General features: G+C 68.4%; 20 protein-coding genes. 4 read left to right on the top strand and 16 right to left on the bottom strand.

The features are described from left to right. Positions 1–35 precede the first annotated feature (35 nt). From ACW14X_RS28385 to ACW14X_RS28365, 5 genes are all read right to left on the bottom strand, one after another. Positions 36–905 (bottom strand): alpha/beta fold hydrolase, encoded by an 870-nt coding sequence (locus tag ACW14X_RS28385; RefSeq protein ID WP_457164114.1) that lies wholly within the window; start codon positions 903–905, stop codon positions 36–38. 151 nt (positions 906–1056) lie between these two features. Then, complete coding sequence (locus ACW14X_RS28380) at positions 1057–1836, bottom strand: enoyl-CoA hydratase/isomerase family protein (protein ID WP_457164113.1); 780 nt, start codon at positions 1834–1836, stop codon at positions 1057–1059. A gap of 14 nt (positions 1837–1850) precedes the next feature. Beyond that, entirely contained in the window at positions 1851–2825 is a 975-nt protein-coding gene (locus tag ACW14X_RS28375) for a quinone oxidoreductase family protein (protein ID WP_457164112.1), read from the bottom strand. After that, the gene (locus tag ACW14X_RS28370; RefSeq protein WP_457164111.1) at positions 2822–3760 is read right to left on the bottom strand and encodes an LLM class flavin-dependent oxidoreductase; all 939 of its coding nucleotides are present in this window, start codon (positions 3758–3760) and stop codon (positions 2822–2824) included. Before ACW14X_RS28370 ends, ACW14X_RS28375 begins: the two co-directional genes overlap by 4 nt. A 76-nt stretch (positions 3761–3836) precedes the next feature. Then, positions 3837–4301, bottom strand: coding sequence for a MaoC family dehydratase (locus ACW14X_RS28365; RefSeq protein WP_457164110.1), 465 nt, complete (start codon positions 4299–4301; stop codon positions 3837–3839). A gap of 107 nt (positions 4302–4408) precedes the next feature. On the opposite strand from ACW14X_RS28365, the gene ACW14X_RS28360 reads away from it, so the two are divergent. The 4 genes from ACW14X_RS28360 to ACW14X_RS28345 are packed head-to-tail and all read left to right on the top strand — an operon-like array spanning position 4409 to position 8099. Continuing rightward, complete coding sequence (locus ACW14X_RS28360) at positions 4409–5215, top strand: enoyl-CoA hydratase-related protein (protein ID WP_457164109.1); 807 nt, start codon at positions 4409–4411, stop codon at positions 5213–5215. 10 nt (positions 5216–5225) lie between these two features. After that, positions 5226–6362, top strand: a complete 1137-nt coding sequence (locus ACW14X_RS28355) for an acyl-CoA dehydrogenase family protein (RefSeq protein WP_457164108.1) — start codon at positions 5226–5228, stop codon at positions 6360–6362. Between the two features lie 43 nt (positions 6363–6405). Further along, positions 6406–7302, top strand: coding sequence for an SDR family oxidoreductase (locus ACW14X_RS28350; RefSeq protein ID WP_457164107.1), 897 nt, complete (start codon positions 6406–6408; stop codon positions 7300–7302). A 14-nt stretch (positions 7303–7316) separates the two neighbouring features. Then, positions 7317–8099 (top strand): PaaI family thioesterase, encoded by a 783-nt coding sequence (locus ACW14X_RS28345; protein ID WP_457164106.1) that lies wholly within the window; start codon positions 7317–7319, stop codon positions 8097–8099. Positions 8100–8132: 33 nt separating this feature from the next. Here ACW14X_RS28345 and ACW14X_RS28340 read toward each other — a convergent pair whose 3' ends face one another. The 11 genes from ACW14X_RS28340 to ACW14X_RS28290 form a co-directional block, all read right to left on the bottom strand. Next, entirely contained in the window at positions 8133–8417 is a 285-nt protein-coding gene (locus ACW14X_RS28340; protein ID WP_457164105.1) for a hypothetical protein, read from the bottom strand. Further along, positions 8414–9448 (bottom strand): hypothetical protein, encoded by a 1035-nt coding sequence (locus tag ACW14X_RS28335; RefSeq protein ID WP_457164104.1) that lies wholly within the window; start codon positions 9446–9448, stop codon positions 8414–8416. Before ACW14X_RS28335 ends, ACW14X_RS28340 begins: the two co-directional genes overlap by 4 nt. Further along, a complete protein-coding gene (locus tag ACW14X_RS28330) occupies positions 9445–10512 on the bottom strand; it encodes a phosphotransferase family protein (RefSeq protein ID WP_457164103.1) in 1068 nt (355 codons plus the stop codon). Before ACW14X_RS28330 ends, ACW14X_RS28335 begins: the two co-directional genes overlap by 4 nt. Positions 10513–10522: 10 nt before the next feature. Beyond that, a complete protein-coding gene (locus ACW14X_RS28325; protein ID WP_457164102.1) occupies positions 10523–11359 on the bottom strand; it encodes an enoyl-CoA hydratase/isomerase family protein in 837 nt (278 codons plus the stop codon). Between the two features lie 10 nt (positions 11360–11369). After that, the gene (locus ACW14X_RS28320) at positions 11370–12182 is read right to left on the bottom strand and encodes an enoyl-CoA hydratase/isomerase family protein (protein WP_457164101.1); all 813 of its coding nucleotides are present in this window, start codon (positions 12180–12182) and stop codon (positions 11370–11372) included. Next, positions 12179–13405 carry a CaiB/BaiF CoA transferase family protein gene (locus ACW14X_RS28315; protein WP_457164100.1) on the bottom strand — a complete coding sequence of 409 codons (1227 nt, stop codon included), beginning with the start codon at positions 13403–13405 and terminating at the stop codon, positions 12179–12181. Before ACW14X_RS28315 ends, ACW14X_RS28320 begins: the two co-directional genes overlap by 4 nt. A gap of 103 nt (positions 13406–13508) precedes the next feature. Beyond that, a complete protein-coding gene (locus ACW14X_RS28310; RefSeq protein WP_457164099.1) occupies positions 13509–14201 on the bottom strand; it encodes an ABC transporter ATP-binding protein in 693 nt (230 codons plus the stop codon). Beyond that, positions 14198–14902: an ABC transporter ATP-binding protein gene (locus ACW14X_RS28305; RefSeq protein ID WP_457164098.1), complete on the bottom strand. Its 705-nt coding sequence runs from the start codon at positions 14900–14902 to the stop codon at positions 14198–14200. The genes ACW14X_RS28310 and ACW14X_RS28305 overlap by 4 nt, the downstream gene beginning before the upstream one ends. Continuing rightward, positions 14899–15981: a branched-chain amino acid ABC transporter permease gene (locus tag ACW14X_RS28300; protein WP_457164097.1), complete on the bottom strand. Its 1083-nt coding sequence runs from the start codon at positions 15979–15981 to the stop codon at positions 14899–14901. Before ACW14X_RS28300 ends, ACW14X_RS28305 begins: the two co-directional genes overlap by 4 nt. 2 nt (positions 15982–15983) lie before the next feature. Then, positions 15984–16838 (bottom strand): branched-chain amino acid ABC transporter permease, encoded by an 855-nt coding sequence (locus ACW14X_RS28295; protein ID WP_457164096.1) that lies wholly within the window; start codon positions 16836–16838, stop codon positions 15984–15986. A 64-nt stretch (positions 16839–16902) separates the two neighbouring features. Beyond that, positions 16903–18123: an ABC transporter substrate-binding protein gene (locus tag ACW14X_RS28290; protein ID WP_457164095.1), complete on the bottom strand. Its 1221-nt coding sequence runs from the start codon at positions 18121–18123 to the stop codon at positions 16903–16905. Between the last annotated feature and the right edge of the window lie 54 nt (positions 18124–18177).

Here is an 18177-nt window from a genome sequence, read left to right as displayed (position 1 = left end):
CGCAGATCCCGCCACGCGCCCGCTCGGTCCGCCGCTCAGTCCAGCGCTCGGTCCAGCCAGGCCGCGAGGTCGGCGACGATCTCGTCGCGATTTGTCTCGTTGAGCACCTCGTGCCGGGCTCCCGGATAGACCCGCAGCGTCACATCCGCGAGTTCAGCCTCCCGGTAGCGATCTGCCAGGGCGTTGACGAGCGCCAGCTGGCCGTTGACCGGATCCATGTCTCCTACCGCGATGTAGACGGGAAGATCCGACCTCATCTGCGCCAATCGCGCGGGGTCGGCCAACTGTCGTGACCCCACGAACATGTCCTTGGCTCCGACGATGTCGACACCGAAGCCGCACAGCGGGTCGGCGACATACTTGTCGACCTCGGCCTCGTCCCGGCTGAGCCAGTCGTAGTCGGTGCGCGCCGGCTGGAACGCCGCGTTGAACATGGCCAGGTCGAGCGGTGCGTCGAGATCGAGGGCCGGCTCGAGCAGGTCGATCGCGGCGGTGCCGGTCAGCGCCACCGCGGCCACACGCGAGCCGTCGTTGAGCAGGAACTGCTCGGTGGCGAACGAGCCCATGCTGTGCGCGACGAGGGCCAGATTCAGGCCGGGGTGCTCCGCCCGAGCGACATCTGCGACCCGCCCGATATCGCGGACGAGCTCGGACCACCCGCCGGCACCCAGCTCACCGGGTTCGGCACCCGCGGCCAGACTGGCGCCATGGCCGCGGTGGTCGTAGGCGTAGACGACGTAGCCCCGGCCGGCCAGCGCGGTCGCCAGGGGCGCATAGCGCCGTGCGTGCTCGCCCATGCCGTGGACGATCTGGACGATCGCACGGGGCTGCGTATCCGGGTCCCAGCGATAGGCGGTCAGGTTCACGCCGGTGCTCGGGACTGCGAGCACGGTCGGATCGGTCATGGTCAGAACTCCCTCGTTCCAGTGTCCGGCGCAGGATGGTCGGCCGTTGGCTCGACGATAGGGACATCCGGAACGGTGTCAACGAAGCCACTACCTGACCGATGTGCTCACCTCCAGCGGCGTGGCTGGGCTCCTTTGCCCGACGCAGAGTTCACCGGCGCTTCCACACCGGTTCGCGCTTCTCCCGGAACGCCGCCACTCCCTCCTTGATGTCCTCGGTGGTGAAGGCGAGCGCGAGCTGGGACTGCAGGGCCGTGAGGGCTTCGGGGAGACTCATGTCGCGGGTGGCGGCGAGGGCATCCTTGCCGAGCTTCATGAGGAGCGGAGACTTCGCCGCCAGCCGGTGCGCCCAGGTACGGACGGTCTCGTCAAACTCCTCAGCCGGTACGACGGCGTTGACGATGTCGAGTCGGCAAGCCTCCTCGGCGGGGATGAGGTCTCCCATCAGCATGAGCTGGTTGGCCCTGAGCCGCGGGACGTTGCGGAAGATGAGGGCGGAGATCATGAACGGGAACAGCCCGACGTTGATCTCGGGGCACCCGATGCGGATGCCCTCCTTCGCGATGACCAGGTCGCACGCCAGCGCGATCCCGAAGGCACCCGCCAGGACATCCCCGCCGGCAGCACAGATCACGGGCTTCCCGAGCTCGCCGATGATCGTGTAGATCCGCGGGAAACGGTCCAGGCCGGCGTACTTCTCGATGATCGGGGCCTCGTCGGCGAACGCCTTGAGGTTGCCTCCGGCGGAGAAGATCCGCTCGTGCGACGAGCCGAGCACGACCGTCAGGATCGAGTCGTCGTCACGCGCACGCTCCAGACCCACGATCAGCTCGTCGAGGAGCTCGTCGCTGAGCGCGTTGCGGGTCTCGGGCGAGTCCATCGTCAGATAGGCGACACCATGCTCGTCGACCTCGAAGCGAACCAGGGTCATGTCTTCCTCTCCAGTCATCCGATCTCCAGCACGATCTTGCCGAACCCATGTCCGGCTTCGAGATGTCGATGGGCGTCGGACACCTCCGCCAGCCCGAACGTCTTGTCGATGATCGGAGCGGGGATGTCGTGCTCGTCGATGCGCTCCAGCAGCCCGGCGAAGTCGTGCGGGCTTCCCATGGTGGTGCCCAGCAAGTCGACCTGCGCGAAGTAGAAGGGCCGTACGTCGATCGCTGCTCGCTCCGCCCGTGACGCACCCAGGACGACGACCCGCCCACCGGCCCGGGCAGCCTCCAGCGACTGCGTCCAGGTGCCGACCGAGTCGATGACCAGATCGAAGCCACCGCCTGCCGCAGCGCGAGCGGCGGCCGGCCATTCCGGGTCGGTATAAAGGACGCCACCCTCGGCGCCGAGCGCACGTGAGCGTTCGATCTTCTCCTCTGACGAGCTGGTCACGAAGACGCGCGCACCGGCCGCCGCTGCGAGCGAGACCGCCATCGTGGCGACTCCACCGCCCGCGCCGAGGACTAGGACCGACTCCCCTGCCCGGAGGCGGCCGCGGGTGAACAACGCCCGGAAGGTAGTCACGCCGACGAGCGGCAGGGCAGCGGCCTCGGCCCAGGAGAACCTGCGCGGCTTGCGCCACACGCACTCCGTCGGCACCGCGACGAGCTCGGCATACGTCCCGTGCCGGCGGTCGCCGAGGATCTCCCATCGCGCACCAGGCGCAGACTCGTCCTCGCCCCACCAGAGCGACGGCAGCACGACCACTTCGTCTCCGGTCGCACGATCGATCCCAGCGCCGTCCGCTCCGGGAACGTGCGGAAGAGGAGAGCCGTACTGGCCGCGTCGCACCAGCACGTCGTGCCAGTTGAGCGCCGCCGCCTTCAGCTGGATCACGGACCAGCCCGGACGCGGCTCAGGGTCGGCCACCTCGTCGAGCCGGAGGACATCGGGCCCGCCGTACTCGACCTGGACGGCCGCCCTCATGCCGATGCCCCGACTGTGCCGCGCAGCAGTCGGCGCACCTCTCCGGCGAGCTCGACCCCTTCGTCGATCGAGTCGGCGACAGGGATCAGCGTCAGCGTGCGCGCGCCCGCCTCGACGTACGGCGCAAGGAACTCGGCCACGTCATCCGGTGTGCCCGCGGCGCTGATGTGTTGGAACTTCTCCGCCGGCAGGTTGTAGAGGCTTGACATCTGCTCTCCGAGCCGCGCGCGGGCCGAACCCGCGTCGGCGCCGAGGCCGGCCCACACGTTGAGGCCTGCGAGGGTCGGCGCGGACCGTCCGGCAGCGGCACAACCCTCCAGGATCTGCTGGTGGGTCGCCGCATAGCGCCTCGCCGAGCACCACATGCCCAGCCACCCGTCGCCGTGTGCGACCGTACGCCGAACCGCGACCTCACCCGCTCCGCCGATCACGATCGGCACGCGCGGTTCGGGCGCGGGCAGGATCCGAGCCTCGTCGAGGCGGAAGAACTCGCCTTCGTGGTCGACGGACTCACCGGTGGCGAGGCGCCGCAGGAGACCGAGCGTTTCGTCCATGCGCTTGCCTCGGGTCGACGGATCGACGCCCATATTGCTGACCTCGCTACGGTCCTCGCCCGCCACGCCCACCCCGAGGACGAGCCGCCCGGGCGCGACCTGGCTCAGCGTCGACAGGGCGCGCGCCGTCCCCATCGGGTGCCGCAACCCTGCCAGGTAGACGCCGATCATCACCTTCAGGGAGTCGTGGGACGCGAGCGCGGTCGACGCCGCGACGATGCCGTCGAACCCGGTGCCACCGTGGAAGCTGATGTGGTCGCCGACGGTGAGGTGGTCCAGGCCGGCGTCGGACAGTCGGGCGAGCAAGGCGCGTCTCGTGGCGCCGTCCGACGTCAGCAGCTCGTCGTTGACGGCGATTCCGAGGGACAGATCAGAGGTCACCTGCCGCATCCTTCCAGTCGGTTCGTTCACCTACAAGAAATGGACTGACCAAAATGCTGTCGATATCTCCACCCGCTCACGACGCGTCAGCCGGATAGGTGAGGTAGATCGAGGTCCCCACCATGGCGGGTCGCTCCTGGCCGTTGATCTCGACCCGCAGCGAGACCTGATACTGCACGCCGCCGTCCTCGCGCAGGCGCGCCTCAGGGATGCCGGCCACCAGGCGGACCTGCGCGCCGACGGGAACCGGCGCCGTGAAACGCACCTTCTCCAACCCGTAGTTCGTGCCCCGGCCGTGGTCGGTGATCGTGAGCAACTTCTTGAGCATCGAGGGCACCAGCGACAACGTCAGATAGCCGTGAGCGATCGTGCCGCCGAACGTGCTCTCGGCGGCGCGCTCAGGGTCGACGTGGATCCACTGGTGGTCGTCGGTGGCATCTGCAAACAGGTCGACGCGCCCCTGCTCGACGACCTGCCAAGGCGAGGCTCCCAGCTCCAACGGGGCCCTCTCCGCGATCTCACGACCCGTGATCTCCAACATGCGCATTCCTCCATCGGCTCGAGCCGCCGCCCCTTGTGCGACGGTCACCACAAGTCTAAAGTTCGAATGGTCAGGCCAAAAACTCTCAGCCCTAAGGATGCCGCACGATGACCGTGACGACCGACAGCTTCACCGACGTGACCTACAAGGTCGAGGACGGCCTCGCCTGGATCACGATCAACCGGCCCGAGCGCTACAACGCCTTCCGTGCGCAGACGCTCGACGAGCTGGTCCTGTCCTTCAAGAAGGCCTGGGCGAGCGACGACGTAGGCACGGTCGCGCTCACCGGCGCCGGCGACAAGGCCTTCTGTGCGGGCGGAGACCAGAAGCAGCGCAACGAGACCGGCGACTACGGCCCGTCGATCACCGGGCTGTTCGAGATCGAGTCCCTCCACCGCGTGATGCGCGACATCCCCAAGCCGGTCATCGCCGCCGTGAACGGGCTGGCGATCGGCGGAGGGCACGTCCTGCACGTGCTGGCCGACCTCACGATCGCGGCCGACACCGCGTCGTTCGGCCAGAACGGACCGCGGGTCGGTTCCTTCGACGCGGGCCTCGGGTCTGGCTACCTCGCCCGAGTCGTCGGCGAGAAGCGCGCCCGGGAGATCTGGTTCATGCTGCGCCGGCTCTCCCCCGAGGAGGCGCTCGACTGGGGACTGGTCAACAAGGTCGTTCCCGCCAACGAGCTGCACGACGAGGTCCGCAAGTGGGCGGCGACGATGAACTCCTACTCCCCCACCGCCCTCAAGGTGCTCAAGCAGTCGTTCAACAGCGACACCGAGCACTTCGTCGCCCAGGGCAACCTCGCTGTCACCGCTCTCAAGCTGTTCGGCGAGAGCGACGAGGCCAAGGAGGGCATCACCGCCTTCAACGAGAAGCGCGAGCCCGACTTCGGCAAGTACCGCAAGAGCTGAGGCCCGCTCGATGCGACTGGATGCCGAGCGGCTGGAGTTCGCCAAGGCGATCGAGTCCTTCTGCGAGCGGGAGTTCGGAACCCGCGAGCAGTGGGAGCGGGTGACTCTCGACGAGACCATCGCCAACAGCCCCGAGATCCTCAAGAGGATGGCGGGCCTGGGGTGGCTCGGCGTATCACTGCCCGAGCAGTACGGCGGTGGCGGAGCGGGCTTCGTGGACGAGTGTGTCTTCCTCGAGGAGACCAACCGCGGCCTGGCTCCGATCCTGGGCTACTCGACCGGCCTGACGGCTGCGCAGACCTACTTGAAGTGGGGCAGCGAGGAGCAGAAGAAGACGATCGTCACCAATCTCGCCGCCGGCAAGATCGAGGCGATCGCGCTCTCGGAGCCCGGCACCGGGTCCGACCTGGGCGCAATTCGCACCCGTGGCGTGCGGGACGGCGATGCGTATGTTGTCGAGGGCCAGAAGACCTGGATCTCGGCGGCACACGTCGCCGAGCACCTGCTGGTGCTGGTCCGCGAAGACGCCTCCGGGCCGAAGCACGCCGGCCTGACGCTGCTCATGGTTCCCACCGACACTCCCGGCATCGAGATGCGGGAGGTGAGGACGATGGAGGCACGCACGTGCAACGACGTGTTCTTCGCTGGCGCCCGGGTCCCGGTCTCGGCGGTCGTGGGAGAACCCGGCAGGGGCTGGCAGCATCTGATGCGCGGTCTCGGCGTCGAGCGCCTCATCATCGCCGCCTTCAGCATAGGCAACGCCAGGCGCGCACTGGAGGACGCTGTCGCCTACATGCGGCAGCGCGACGCCTTCGGCCAGCCGATCAGCGACTTCCAGGCCCTGCGCCATCGAGTCGCCGATCTGGCCACCGACATCGAGACCACTCGCGCATTCGTCTATGACGTGGCCCAGGCGATCGACGACGGCGAGGAGGCGAGTCTGGCAAAGGAGTCTTCCATGGCCAAGCTCCGAGCCACGGAGGTCGCCAAGAAGGCCACGCTCGAGGCCATGCAGCTCATGGGCGGCGCAGGATACGCCCGCGAGTACAGTATGGAGTTTCAGGTGCGTCGCGCACTTGCTCCGCCGATCTACGGCGGCACCAACGAGATCCAGCGCGAGATCATCGCCAAGAGCATCTTCGCCTGAGTGCCATTTCCCCATCAGCCACGACGACCCCAGGAGACACCCCGTGACGACCGATCCCTACTCAGGCGACGCACTCGCAGGCAAGCGCATCCTCATCACCGGCGGCGGCACCGGGCTCGGCCGCGGCGTCGCCAAGCACCTGGTCGAGCACGGTGCCGAGGTCATCCTCTGGGGTCGTCGTGAGCAGGTGCTCAAGGAGGCCGCCGACGAGGCGTCCGTCAACCGCCCAGGCACGGTCCAGGTCCAGACCGTCGACGTACGCGACTTCGATCAGGTCGACGCGGCGATGGAGCAGATCTGGACGCAGTACGGTCCGTTGACCGGGCTCATCAACAACGCCGCGGCCAACTTCATCGCGCAGACCAAGGACCTCAGCCCCCGCGGGTTCGAGGCGGTCACCGGCACGGTCATGAACGGGTCGTTCCACACCGCACTCGCCGCCGGCAAGCGGTGGATCGCCGCCGGCGACCCAGGAGTGATCCTCTCGACGCTGACCACGTGGATCTGGACCGGCTCCTCCTACGTCGTCCCGTCGGCGATGGCGAAGTCGGCGGTGCACGCGATGACCATGTCGCTGGCCGTCGAGTGGGCGAAGTACGGGATCAGGGTGCTGGCCACGGCACCCGGACCGATCCCGACCGACTATGCCTGGGAGATGCTCAACCCCACCGAGAAGTCGTCGGTCGGCGCCACCCAGTTCGACGCCGTCCCGGCCGGTCGGCCGGGCACCATCGAAGAGCTCGCCAACCTGACGATCTTCCTGCTCTCGGACGCCTGCGACTACCTCACCGGACAGGTGATCGCGATGGACGGCGGCCAGATGCTCGCCGGCCCCGGCACCTTCGCCGGTCTGACCACCATGACGGATGCGGACTGGGCCGAGGCGCGAGAGAAGAGCAAAGCCGCCACCGCCGCCAGCAAAGCCCAGCGCACCGTCTGAGGTCTCTGCGCAGCATGAGTGCTCCACCACTGTTCGCCCGCGGTCCCGAGACCCTGTTCGGGGTCGGCGTCGTGACGCAGCCCAGTCCTGCCTCGGACCTGATCCGCGGCTCCCAGCCGACGATCCTCGAGGGACCCGACGGCCGACCGGCGGTGGGGTCGCTCGGAGTGCTGGCCGACAATGTGCTCGGCTACTCCCTCATCGCGAGCCTTCCCGAAGGCTCGTGGACGGTCAGCACGGAGATATGGATCGACGTCGTCGCACCCCTCCCCACCCGACAAACCGGAGTGCTCGCCGAAGGCCGCACCGTCCAGCGAGGCTCGTACGCAACCGGATCGGTCACCGACAACGACGGAGACCTCCTGGCACTCATCCGCGAACGGGGCCGCCTCGTCGACACACCGGTCACCGCACTGGCACGAGACGTTCCCGCCGCACCCGCTCGCATCGGCACCGACGTCATGGACCGCCTCGGCCTCCTCCCCAAGGACGACGACACGTTGATCGTCGAGGTCGACGAGGAGTTGGAGAACCCCCGGCGGGCGCTCCACGGCGGCGTCTCCCTGTGTGCCGCCGAGGTTGCCGCGTCCTGGTCCCGGGTGCAGGCCAACCCTGACCTCGCCACGTCCTCGCTCCATGTCGTCCACAACCGACCCATCCCCAGCGGTTGCGTCGTGGAGTTTCGGGCGACGACGCGGCACGCGGGCCGCCGTCTGTGGGTGACGGACGTGACCGGGCTCGTTGAGGGTCGGGCCGCCGTCATCGCACGAGTGACCGCCGAGCCGCCGATTCTGTGAGGGCGACCACGATCCTCTCGATCTGGGCGGGGATCAGTCCAGGGCAACCAGCTTGGCGGCACAAACGCGACAGGTATCCGCATGGGCCAAGGGGAATCGGATGCCGAAGAGCTTCGGCCAGGACACGGTCGACATCCCGCATGCCGTCACCGTGCTCCCCATCTGTTTGGCATGCACCGTTGACACGAGCCGACCCGGCGGCCCGCCTGTGGCGATCTCCCAACGTACGGTGTGGGCGGCGGCGAACCAGCGCAGCCTCGTGGCGGGCGTCGCCCTGCCGACGGCGTCGGAAAGGTCGGAGGGCCCGTCGAGACTCATGGCTTCCTGCTGCCCGCGCTTCGGAGGGTAGGCACGTATCGGTAGGACGACGACCGGGTGAGCGCGAACTCGAAGATGCCGACACCCGGTATGCCGTTCCAGTCGAAGGAGGCCAGCCGGTCGGTCAGCGAGGAGTCGAGGGTCTTCGGGGTCACCGAGCCATCCAGGGCGTACACGTCGTACTCCTGGTGGTCTCGGCCCATCGGCTTGCCGTGGTGGCCGCCGTAGCCGGCGCCCGCCATATAGCCGCCACTCGCCCCCGCGTCCGTGGCCACGTCGTACGTCGCTCCGGACTCGGTCACGACCCTCACCCAGCCCGCCTCCAGGTCGAGCGAGTCGTCGAACACGAGGTCGTGCGTCACCTCGACGATGTCGTCGAGGCCACCGTCGGTGTGCATAACCGCACCCTCGAGCAGCAGCCGGCTGCCGTCGCGGCCCTCCACGAGCAGGAAGCCGATCGAGCGGTCGGGGAACTGAGCCTGATACCAGATGTGAAGGCCTTGGCCGCCGCTCATCGTGCGGACGCCGCGGGACCGGTCACGCTGGCCGTACCAGCCGTCGACCTGTTGGTCGACTCCGTCGATGATGAGCCAGCCGGAGTAGGTGCCGGACTGAAAGAGGTGGTCGAACGACGTCGGGTCGCCGGCGGTGTTCGTGACCGCCACGGAGCCCTGCCACGCAGGCGTGCGCGCGGTCCAGCGCAGGTCGAACTCGATGCCGGTCGGGTTCGGCGCGAGCGTCAGGCGCCACTCGCGGTTCGGCTCCTGCACGTCCCAGCGGAAGGGGCCGCCGGTGCGCCAGTCGGTGGCGCTGAGCTCGTCGGAGAAGCGCAGGTTCCGCTGCTCGGTGCCGTTGGACAGCTGGATGAAGCCGTCGACGACGTTCTTCGCCGGGTAGATCCCGAACCCGAGAATGATCGACGGGGCCGTTGCCTCGGTCGGGTGAAGGTTGAAGACGAACCTGTCGAAGAATCTCTCGGGCAGCCCTTCGGCCTCGTCCGGCGTGACTAGCGGGTCGTGGAACTCGGTCATCGATTCTCCTGAAGCAGCTCGGCCGAGGGCAGCGGCGGTTGCGGAAGGCCGGCCGCACGGTGCGCGGCCGCCAAGAAGGACTGCACCGAGGCGGGGTCGGCGTAGTAGGGGTCCCCGACCCCGAGTACGGCACGACGGCGGCCGTACTCGTAGAGCACGGCCAGCTTCCACAGCGCCATCGCGGTGTACCAGTGCAAGGAGTCGAGGTCCGCGCCGGTGCGGGCGGCGTAGCGAGCCGCGAGCTCGTCACGCGAGGGGTAGCCGGGCTCCAGCATCGCGGTGCTGAGCTCCTGGGTCGGTGTCGTGGGCTCCCCCGGCACCGGAACCGACGCCAGGAAGTAGCCGAGGTCGAGCAGCGGGTCGCCGATCGTCGCCAGCTCCCAGTCGAGGACGCCGCCGATCGCTCCGGGACGCTCGGCAGAGAGGACGACGTTGCCGATGCGGTAGTCGTTGTGCACGATCCCCGCTCCGGACTCCGGCGGCACGTTCTCGGCCAGCCAGCTGTCGATCGCGGCGAAGTGCGAGGGCGGAAGGCCGTCCTCGTCGGCGACGAGTGCCGCCATGCGTCGCAGGTGCCGGGCGTTGAATCCCTCGGGCTTGCCGAAGTCCCCGAGCCCTGCTGCCCGCCAGTCGACCAGGTGCAACTCGGCGAGGGTGTCGATGAGCGAGAGGCCGATCTCGCGACGGCGTGCTCGGGAGTCGAGCGGTTCCGGCGTGGAGGTGGTCACGATCGGCCCTGGCTCGAAGCTCATCACGTAGAAGTGGACGTCGATGACCTCGTCGGCCTCGGCGGTCGCCAGCACCGTGGGCACGGGTACGGCCGAGCCGTCGAGTGCCTGCAGCAGCCGAGCCTCCCGCAGCATGTCGTGTGCCCCTGGCGGCGTCGGCGGAGGAGGAGGTCGTCTCACGACGACCTGGCGGGCGCCGTCGCTGACCAGAAAGGTCAGGTTGGAGTGGCCGTCCCCGATTGCACGCGTGGTCACCGGCCCGCGGGTGATACCGCACCCCTCGAGAAAGACCGCTAGTCGTCCGCGGGTGTGCTCGTCCCAGTCCCAGTCGCTCATACCGGATCCGTCACCGCCCGGTGAAGCGCGGCTCGCGCTTCTCCTTGAAGGCCGCCAGCGCCTCGGGCATGTCCTCGGTCCGGGTCATCAGCGCCTGCCCCCGGTTTTCGAGCTCGAGCGCAGCGGCGTACGAGGTGATCTCCTGGTTGCGCTGGATCGCCCGCTTCGACATCCGTACGCCGCCGGGCGAGTTGGTCGCGATGAGGCGCGCCATCGCCAACGCCTCTTCCAGAAGGCTCTCGCTGGGGACGATGCGGTTGACCAGGCCGATGCGTTCGGCCTCCTCGGCAGCGACGATGCGAGCCGTGAAGCCGATCTCGGCGGCCCGGGCCGGCCCGACCAGGCGGCTGAGGTTGTAGGAGGTGCCGAGCTCACCCATCGACAGACCGACCTTGACGAAGGCGGCGCTGAACTTCGCCGTGGGCGCCGCCAGGCGGATGTCGGCCGAGAGGGCGAGCGCGAAGCCACCGCCGGTCGCGGGCCCATGGACCGCGGCGATGACGGGGAAGGGCAGGTGTCGGATCGCCTGGATGCCGCCGGTCGCCGTCTCCTGGAACTTGAGGAACTCGCGCACACCCATCTGGGTGATGACGTCGATCTCGTCCAGATCGAAGCCGGCGCAGAAGGCCCGCTCCCCCGCGCCGGTGACGATCAGCGCCCGCAGTGGCGCGTCGCGCAACGCGAACGCGGCCTCGCCGTGCTCGCTGAACATCCTCACGGTCTGGCTGTTCATCCGATCCGGGCGGTTGATCCGCAGGATCCCGATCTCTCCATCGACGACCTCGAAGGAGAGGGTCTCGAGCTCGGGGAACGGGAAGGGCAGTGCTGGGGCCTGGGTATTGGTCACGGTCATCTCCTCACGCTCCGGTGTAGACGGGCCGGCGCTTCTCTTTGAAGGCGGCGAGCGCCTCGGGCATGTCTGTGCTGCGGGTGAGCAGTGCCTGTCCTCGATTTTCGAGCTCGAGCGCCGCGGCGTAGGAGGAGACCTCCAGGTTGGCCTGGAGCGCGCGCTTGGAGAGCTGCACGCCGCCTGGGGAGTTGCCGACGATCTGCTCAGCCAGCGCCAGGGACTCGCTCAGGAGCCGCTCGGCGGGGACGACGCTGTTGACGAGGCCCAGTCGCTCGGCCTCCTCGGCGAGGACCATCCGGCCGGTGAAGCAGATCTCGCTGGCACGTGCCGGCCCGATCAGCCTCGTGAGCAGCCACGACACACCGAGGTCACCGGCGGTGAGCCCGATCTTGACGAACGCCGCGTTGAACTTGGCCTCGGTCGAGGCGATCCGGATGTCGGCGGCCAGCGCGAGCGAGAAACCGCCGCCCGCTGCCGCGCCGTTCACGGCGGCGACCAGCGGCACCCGCATCGTACGCAGCGCCAGCAGCGAGCGGGCGGCCCGCTCCTGCTGGTCGAGCATGCCGATGGCTCCGAGCGACGGCAGGTCGTCGGCGTCGGCGAGGTCGTAGCCGGCACAGAACGCCTTGCCCGCTCCGGTGAGAATAACGACGCGGAGGTCGTCCTCGGTGTCGAGCGCGAGCGCCACCCGCTCCATCTCGGAGAACATCGTGTTCGTCATCGCGTTGAACCGGTCGGGCCGGTTCAGGGTGACGACCACGACACCCGGCGCGGCCTCCTCCAGGGTGAGTGTTTCGTACGTCGTGCCAAGACTCTTCATCGATCTCTCCTCGAACTGTGGGTCGGGTGTGGCTCGAAGGGTGAGCCGATCGCGCCGGCCTCCTCCCAGGCGTGGATCTGCTCGGCGGGCACGCCCCAGGCGGCGAGGGCCGGTCGGGTGTGCTCGCCCGGGACGGGCGGCGGTGCGTCGACCTGAGCCGGCGTCCTGCTGAAACGTGGCTGGGGCGAGGGCTGGGTGACCCCGGCGACCTCCACGAAGGTCCCCCGAGCGCGGTTGTGCGGGTGCGTCCATGCCTCCTGGGGATCGAGCACCGCCGAGATGCACCCTCGGCCGTCGGCACGCTCGACCCACTCGTCACGGGGCCGGGTGCGGACGACGTCTGCGATGACCTGCTTCAGCGTGGGCCACCTCGCCTCGTCGTACTGGTCGGGAAGGCTGTCGGGGTCGAGGCCGAGGATGTCGAGGAGGTCGGCGTAGAAGTGCCGCTCCATCGCGGCGACGGCGAGCCAGCGGCCATCGGAGGTCTCGTAGGCGTCGTAGAACGGGGCGCCCGAGTCGACGATGTTGGTCCCGCGGTCCGGACGCCAGGTGCCGTTGCTGACGAAGCCGTGGAAGGCGGCGCCGAGCAGCGCGGCACCGTCCACCATCGCCGCGTCGATGATCTGCCCACGTCCGGAACGCGTCGCCTCCCACAGCGATGCGACGATGCCGAGGGCGAGGATCAGTCCGCCGCCGCCGAAGTCGCCGACCAGACTCAGTGGCGGCGTCGGGGGCTGTCCATGGCGGCCGACGAGTGCAAGCAGGCCGCTCTGGGCGACGTAGTTGAGGTCGTGCCCGACCGCGTGGGCCATGGGGCCGTCCTGGCCGTAGCCGGACATCCGGCCGTAGACGAGCCGTGGATTGACCTCGAAGCAGGCCTCGGGGCCGATGCCGAGGCGCTCGGCGACCCCCGGTCTGAAGCCCTCCATGAGGACGTCGGCGTGCTCGACGAGGTCCAGCACGACCTCGCGGCCAGCACGGTTCTTCAGGTCCACCGCGACCGAACGTCGCCCCCGGTGCATGACCTCGGTGCGGAAGTCGTCGTTGGGGCCCACCAGCGCCGCACCGCTGAGCCGGTCGACCCGGATCACGTCCGCGCCGAGGTCGGCGAGCAGCATCGCGCAGAACGGGCCGGGCCCGATGCTGCCGATCTCGACGACCTTCAACCCGGACAGCGGACCCGTGAACTTGGTTCCCGCCTCACCAGCCTGCTCCGGCGCCACCGACAACCACCTCCTTTCCGCCGAGCCTAGGCCAGATGCTAATGGTCAGTCCAAAAAATCGGCAGCACCGGCAGGAGATTTCTCCAGCGTCCCCGTGAACCCGTCAGAGTGCGATCAGCTCCTGGACCTCCCGGCTGGCGAGCTCCGCGACCGGCCCGCTTCCGACAAGCAGTCCGGTGCGAAGCGCGAGGAAGCGGTCCGCAAGGTTCTGGATCATCCCGATGTGCTGCTCGACGAGGAGCAGCGCGGTGCCGCGGGCGCGGATCTCCTTGAGCGCCTCGGTGATCGAGTCGATGATGACCGGGGCGAGCCCTTCGGTCGGCTCGTCCAGCATGAGCAGGGCAGGTCCGGACATCAGTCCACGAGCGATGGCCAGCATCTGCTGCTCGCCGCCACTGAGTGAGGTGCCTGGCCTGCGCTTGGCCCGGGCGAGGTTGGGGAAGAGGTCGTAGATGTCCGCGGTCGTCCAGGTCGTCGTCCGTCGGGACGCACGACCGAGCATGATGTTCTCCTCCACCGACAGGTTGGCGAAGATCCGCTTGCCCTGCGGCACGATGGAGACACCACGGGCGGTCGGGACATGAGCACGACCCTTGAGCGGATCGCCGTCGACGAAGATCTCGCCGCGAACGGTCGGCACTCCGTAGACGGCCATGAGAGTGGTCGTCTTGCCTGCCCCGTTTCGCCCGACCAGGCCGACGGTCTCGCCCGCCTCGATCGAGAACGAGACGTCCTGCAGGATCACCGCGCCGCCGTAGGACGCGTAGACGTTGCGGAACTCGAGCACCGTTGTCATGCCGCACTCCCCAGGTAGGCGTTGATCACGCGTTGGTCGGCGCGCACCTCTGCCGGTGTACCGGAGGCGAGCACCTTGCCCAGGTCGAGGACGGTGATGGCGTCGCAGGTGCGGAACACACCTTCGACGTCGTGTTCGACCAGAAGCACCGCGACGTCTCGTTCCCGGCACAACGCCCGTACGTGCTCCAGCATGGTCGCCGACTCGTCGGCGACCAGTCCCGCGCACGGCTCGTCGAGCAACACGACCCGCGGACGTCCGATCAACGCGATCGCCAGGTCCACCGAGCGCTGGGTGCCGTAGGCGATCTCGGAGCACACCCGATCGATCACGGAGCTCAGCCCGAGCCGTTCCACGATGGCGGCGAGGTCGGTCTCGCCGTTGGCGCGAGCGACCATCTCGAGCTGGGCTCGAACCGTCATCGACCCGAACACGCTGGTGCGTTGGAACGACCGGGCGATCCCGTGGCGGCGGCGCCACCGTATCGACCGACCGGTGATGTCCTCACCGTCCAACGACACGGTCCCCGCGGACGGTCGACGCCGTCCTGACAGGGCATCGATGAACGTCGACTTCCCGGCGCCGTTCGGCCCGATGACGCCGTGGACGATGCCAGGCTCCAGCGCGATGTGGACGTCGGTGAGAGCGGCGAGCGCCCCGTAGCGGACGGTGAGGCCACGGGCCTCGAAGATCGCACTCATCGATCCTCCTCGGTCGAGGGAGCGGGCTGGGCATCACGAGCGGCGCGGCGCCGACGGCTCCACGATGCGCGGAGCCGACCGACGGCGCCGGTGATCCCGCCGGGCAGGAAGACCAGCACCACCACGAGCGCGACGCCGGTGAAGAGGGGCAGGTTGCCCCCGAGGTTGAACTTGGCCTGGGCGTACACGAACAACGCGGTGCCGAGAAGCGGGCCGAGGAGGGTGCCGAGTCCACCGATGATCGCGGCGATCAGCGAGTCGCCACCCTTGGCGAACCCGAGCAGGTCGGGGCTGACATAGCCGGCGTTGACCGCGAAGAGCGCCCCGCCGACGGAGGCGACGAACCCGGACAGGACGAAGGCAGCGAGCCTCGGCATGAACGTGCCGTATCCGGAGAAGCGCATCCGCTCCTCGTTCTCCCGGATTCCCTCGAGGACCGTGCCGAAGCGTGAGCGACCCACGAGCCACAGCACGACGGCGCAGCCGACCAGGGCGACCCAGGCGAACGGCCAGAACAGGCCGGGGTTCATCAGGTCCGCGGCGGCCACCCCCAGGAACGTCGAGTCGCGGTCCATGACGATCAAGAGGCCGTCGTGCGCTCCCGTGAGCGAACGCATCGAGGTTTGGATGCACAGCTGGTAGAGCGCCTGGGATAGCGCGAGGGTGAGCATCAGGAACCCCATCCCCGACACCCGGACCACGAAGAACCCGATGACCAGGGCGATGAACGTGCCGGCCAGCACCGCGAACCCGAAGGCGAGGGTGGGCGACCACGCCCACTTCGTGACGGCGATCCCGAAGGCGTACGCCGAACCGCCGAAGAAGGCGATGTGACCCAGGCTGATGAGCCCGAGGTGACGGGCGAGAAAGCCGATGCCGAGGGCCAGCATGCCGGTGAGGGCGATCTCGAGCAGCAGGCCCATGGTGTAGCCGTCGGAGATGACGTACGGCGTCCCGAACCCGGCCAGCAGCACGCCACCGGCGACGACGAGGCCGATCACCAGGCCACCGGGGCGACGCCGACGCAGGACTGGCGGTCGACCGATGTCGGATGCGAGATCCTCCACAGGGGTGGACACGGTCATGACACTCTCTTTCCGGCGAGCCCGGTCGGTCGCCACAGCAGGATCACGAGGAGCGCGAGGTACGGGACGACGACCGCGATCGCGGGTGACCAGACCGTGGTGACGGTCTGGATCACGCCGAGGCCCAGCCCAGCGACCATCGCGCCACCGATGCTGCCGATGCCGCCGACCACGACGACGATGAGCACGATGATGAGGAACGTCCCGCCCATACCCGGGTCGAGAGAGATGTAGGGCGCCGCGAGCACGCCCGCCAGTCCCGCAAGCGCGGCACCGAGGCAGACGACGACGAGGCTCACCCGGTCGACATCGACACCCATGATGGACGCGGTCTCGAGGTCCTGGCTCGCGGCGCGGATGTGCAATCCCACCTTCGTCCGGTTGAGCCAGGCGATCAGGCCGAGCGCGAGCACCATCGCCACAGCGATGATCACCAGCCGGTACGTCGGGTAGTCGGTGCCGAAGACGGACGTTGTGCCCCCGAGCCCGGTCGGCGGGTCGAGCGACAGTGGCCTCTCCCCCCAGACCAGGACGACGACCCGTTCCACAATCATCGCGATGCCGAAGGTCACGAGACCGACCTCGATGTGGTTGCGGTGCTGGAGCGGCCTGAAGAGTGCGAGCTCCAGCACCGCTCCCAGAAGGGCCAGGACCAGCGGTGCGACGATGAGAGCGACCCAGAACGAGGTGCGCTCGGTCACCGAGTAGGCGACGTAGGCCCCGCCCATGTAGAGAGCTCCATGCGCGAAGTTCGCGACGCCTCGAAGCCCGTAGATCATCGCCAGGCCGGAGCTCAGGATCATCAGCAGCGAGCCGAGGGCGATTCCGTTGAGCAGCTGCGCCAAGTTCACGGCGTACCTTCCTTTCGACTGCGGGTGAAGGGCCGGAACCGTTGAGCTCTGGCCCGACACGCGGTCAGAGCTCGCAGTCGGAGTTCGGCTCGGGAGTCGTCTCGTCGGCGGATGCGGATGCGATGATCTTGAACTTCAGGCCACCTTCGTCCACGACCTGACCGAGGTAGCTGTCACGCAGCAGCTGGTGGTCCGCTCCGCGCATCGTCACCTCGCCGACGATGCTGTCGAAGGTGATGTCGTCCAGAGCGGCGGCGACGTCGTCGGGGTCGACGCTTCCGGCCTTCTCGATCCCTGCGAACAGCGTCTCCGCGGCAAGGTAGTTGTCGGCGGACACGTAGTAGGGCGCCGAACCGTACTCAGCGGTGTAGGCCTCGACGAACTCCTTGTTGAGGGCGTTGTCGGCGTCGACGTCGTAGCCGACGTTGTTGTAGTAGCCGGCGATGCTCGGGCCGAGCGTGTCGAAGAGCGGCTCGCTGACCATGTTGAATCCGAGGACCGCCTTCAGTTCCTTGCTGAGGTTGAACTGCTCAGCCTGCTTGACGAACGCGACCCCGTCCGCGCCGTACTCCACCGCGAAGACCGCGTCAGCGTCGCTGTCCTTGATCTTGGTGATGTAGGAGCCGAAGTCGGTCGTGTTCAACGGCGCGAACTGCTCGAGCACGACGTCCTTGCCGGCTGCGGCTGCAGCAGCCTTGAACTTCTCCGCCGCGCCGTGACCGGTCGCGTAGTCGACCGCCTGGATCGCCCACTTGTCGCCAGGGAGATCGGCCAGGGTCGAGGCCAGTGCGTTGACGTCCATACTGTTGCGCTGGACGATGTTGAAGCCGTTGGGGACGCACTGCTCACCGACGAGAGCGTCGTCCTTGCCGAGCGAGTTGAAGTTGAGGGCCCCTAGTCCGGAAAGCTGCGCCCCGAGGGCCGCATTCTCCGGGGACGTCATGATCGCCCCGATGAAAGTCGCCCCGTCCTGGGTCGTCACCTCCTTCGCGACCCGCAGCGTCGTGGCAGGGTCGGCGTCCGTGCCCTTCTCGACGATCTCGACCTTGCGACCATCGATGCCGCCATCCTCGTTCGCGACCTTGGCGGCCAGCTTCCAGGCCTTGACGGCGTCAGCCCCGAAGCGGGCGAGCGCACCGCTGGTTGGGGGGATCAGAGCGATCTTGATGGGCGCGTCGCCGTCATCCGAACCACCCGCCACGCCGCCACCGGTGCTCTCGGCCCCGCAGGCAGTCAGGGCAAGCACGGTCGCCAGCGCGACGCTCGCTCTCGTCAGACTTTGCATCATTCGCGAACTCCTACTCAGGTCAGATGGACCGGCCGAGCCCGGCAGTGTGGC

The sequence above is a fragment of the Nocardioides sp. YJ-D4 genome (genome assembly GCF_054031495.1).
This window is presented reverse-complemented; position numbering and strand designations above follow the sequence as displayed.

Excerpts from the sequence above, each read along its gene's own strand:
- ACW14X_RS28385 (WP_457164114.1), bottom strand. The coding sequence starts at position 905 with ATGACCGATCCGACCGTGCTCGCAGTCCCGAGCACCGGCGTGAACCTG.
- ACW14X_RS28380 (WP_457164113.1), bottom strand. The coding sequence starts at position 1,836 with ATGACCCTGGTTCGCTTCGAGGTCGACGAGCATGGTGTCGCCTATCTG.
- ACW14X_RS28375 (WP_457164112.1), bottom strand. The coding sequence starts at position 2,825 with ATGAGGGCGGCCGTCCAGGTCGAGTACGGCGGGCCCGATGTCCTCCGG.
- ACW14X_RS28365 (WP_457164110.1), bottom strand. The coding sequence starts at position 4,301 with ATGTTGGAGATCACGGGTCGTGAGATCGCGGAGAGGGCCCCGTTGGAG.
- ACW14X_RS28360 (WP_457164109.1), top strand. The coding sequence starts at position 4,409 with ATGACCGTGACGACCGACAGCTTCACCGACGTGACCTACAAGGTCGAG.
- ACW14X_RS28355 (WP_457164108.1), top strand. The coding sequence starts at position 5,226 with ATGCGACTGGATGCCGAGCGGCTGGAGTTCGCCAAGGCGATCGAGTCC.
- ACW14X_RS28345 (WP_457164106.1), top strand. The coding sequence starts at position 7,317 with ATGAGTGCTCCACCACTGTTCGCCCGCGGTCCCGAGACCCTGTTCGGG.
- ACW14X_RS28340 (WP_457164105.1), bottom strand. The coding sequence starts at position 8,417 with ATGAGTCTCGACGGGCCCTCCGACCTTTCCGACGCCGTCGGCAGGGCG.
- ACW14X_RS28335 (WP_457164104.1), bottom strand. The coding sequence starts at position 9,448 with ATGACCGAGTTCCACGACCCGCTAGTCACGCCGGACGAGGCCGAAGGG.
- ACW14X_RS28330 (WP_457164103.1), bottom strand. The coding sequence starts at position 10,512 with ATGAGCGACTGGGACTGGGACGAGCACACCCGCGGACGACTAGCGGTC.
- ACW14X_RS28320 (WP_457164101.1), bottom strand. The coding sequence starts at position 12,182 with ATGAAGAGTCTTGGCACGACGTACGAAACACTCACCCTGGAGGAGGCC.
- ACW14X_RS28310 (WP_457164099.1), bottom strand. The coding sequence starts at position 14,201 with ATGACAACGGTGCTCGAGTTCCGCAACGTCTACGCGTCCTACGGCGGC.
- ACW14X_RS28305 (WP_457164098.1), bottom strand. The coding sequence starts at position 14,902 with ATGAGTGCGATCTTCGAGGCCCGTGGCCTCACCGTCCGCTACGGGGCG.
- ACW14X_RS28290 (WP_457164095.1), bottom strand. The coding sequence starts at position 18,123 with ATGCAAAGTCTGACGAGAGCGAGCGTCGCGCTGGCGACCGTGCTTGCC.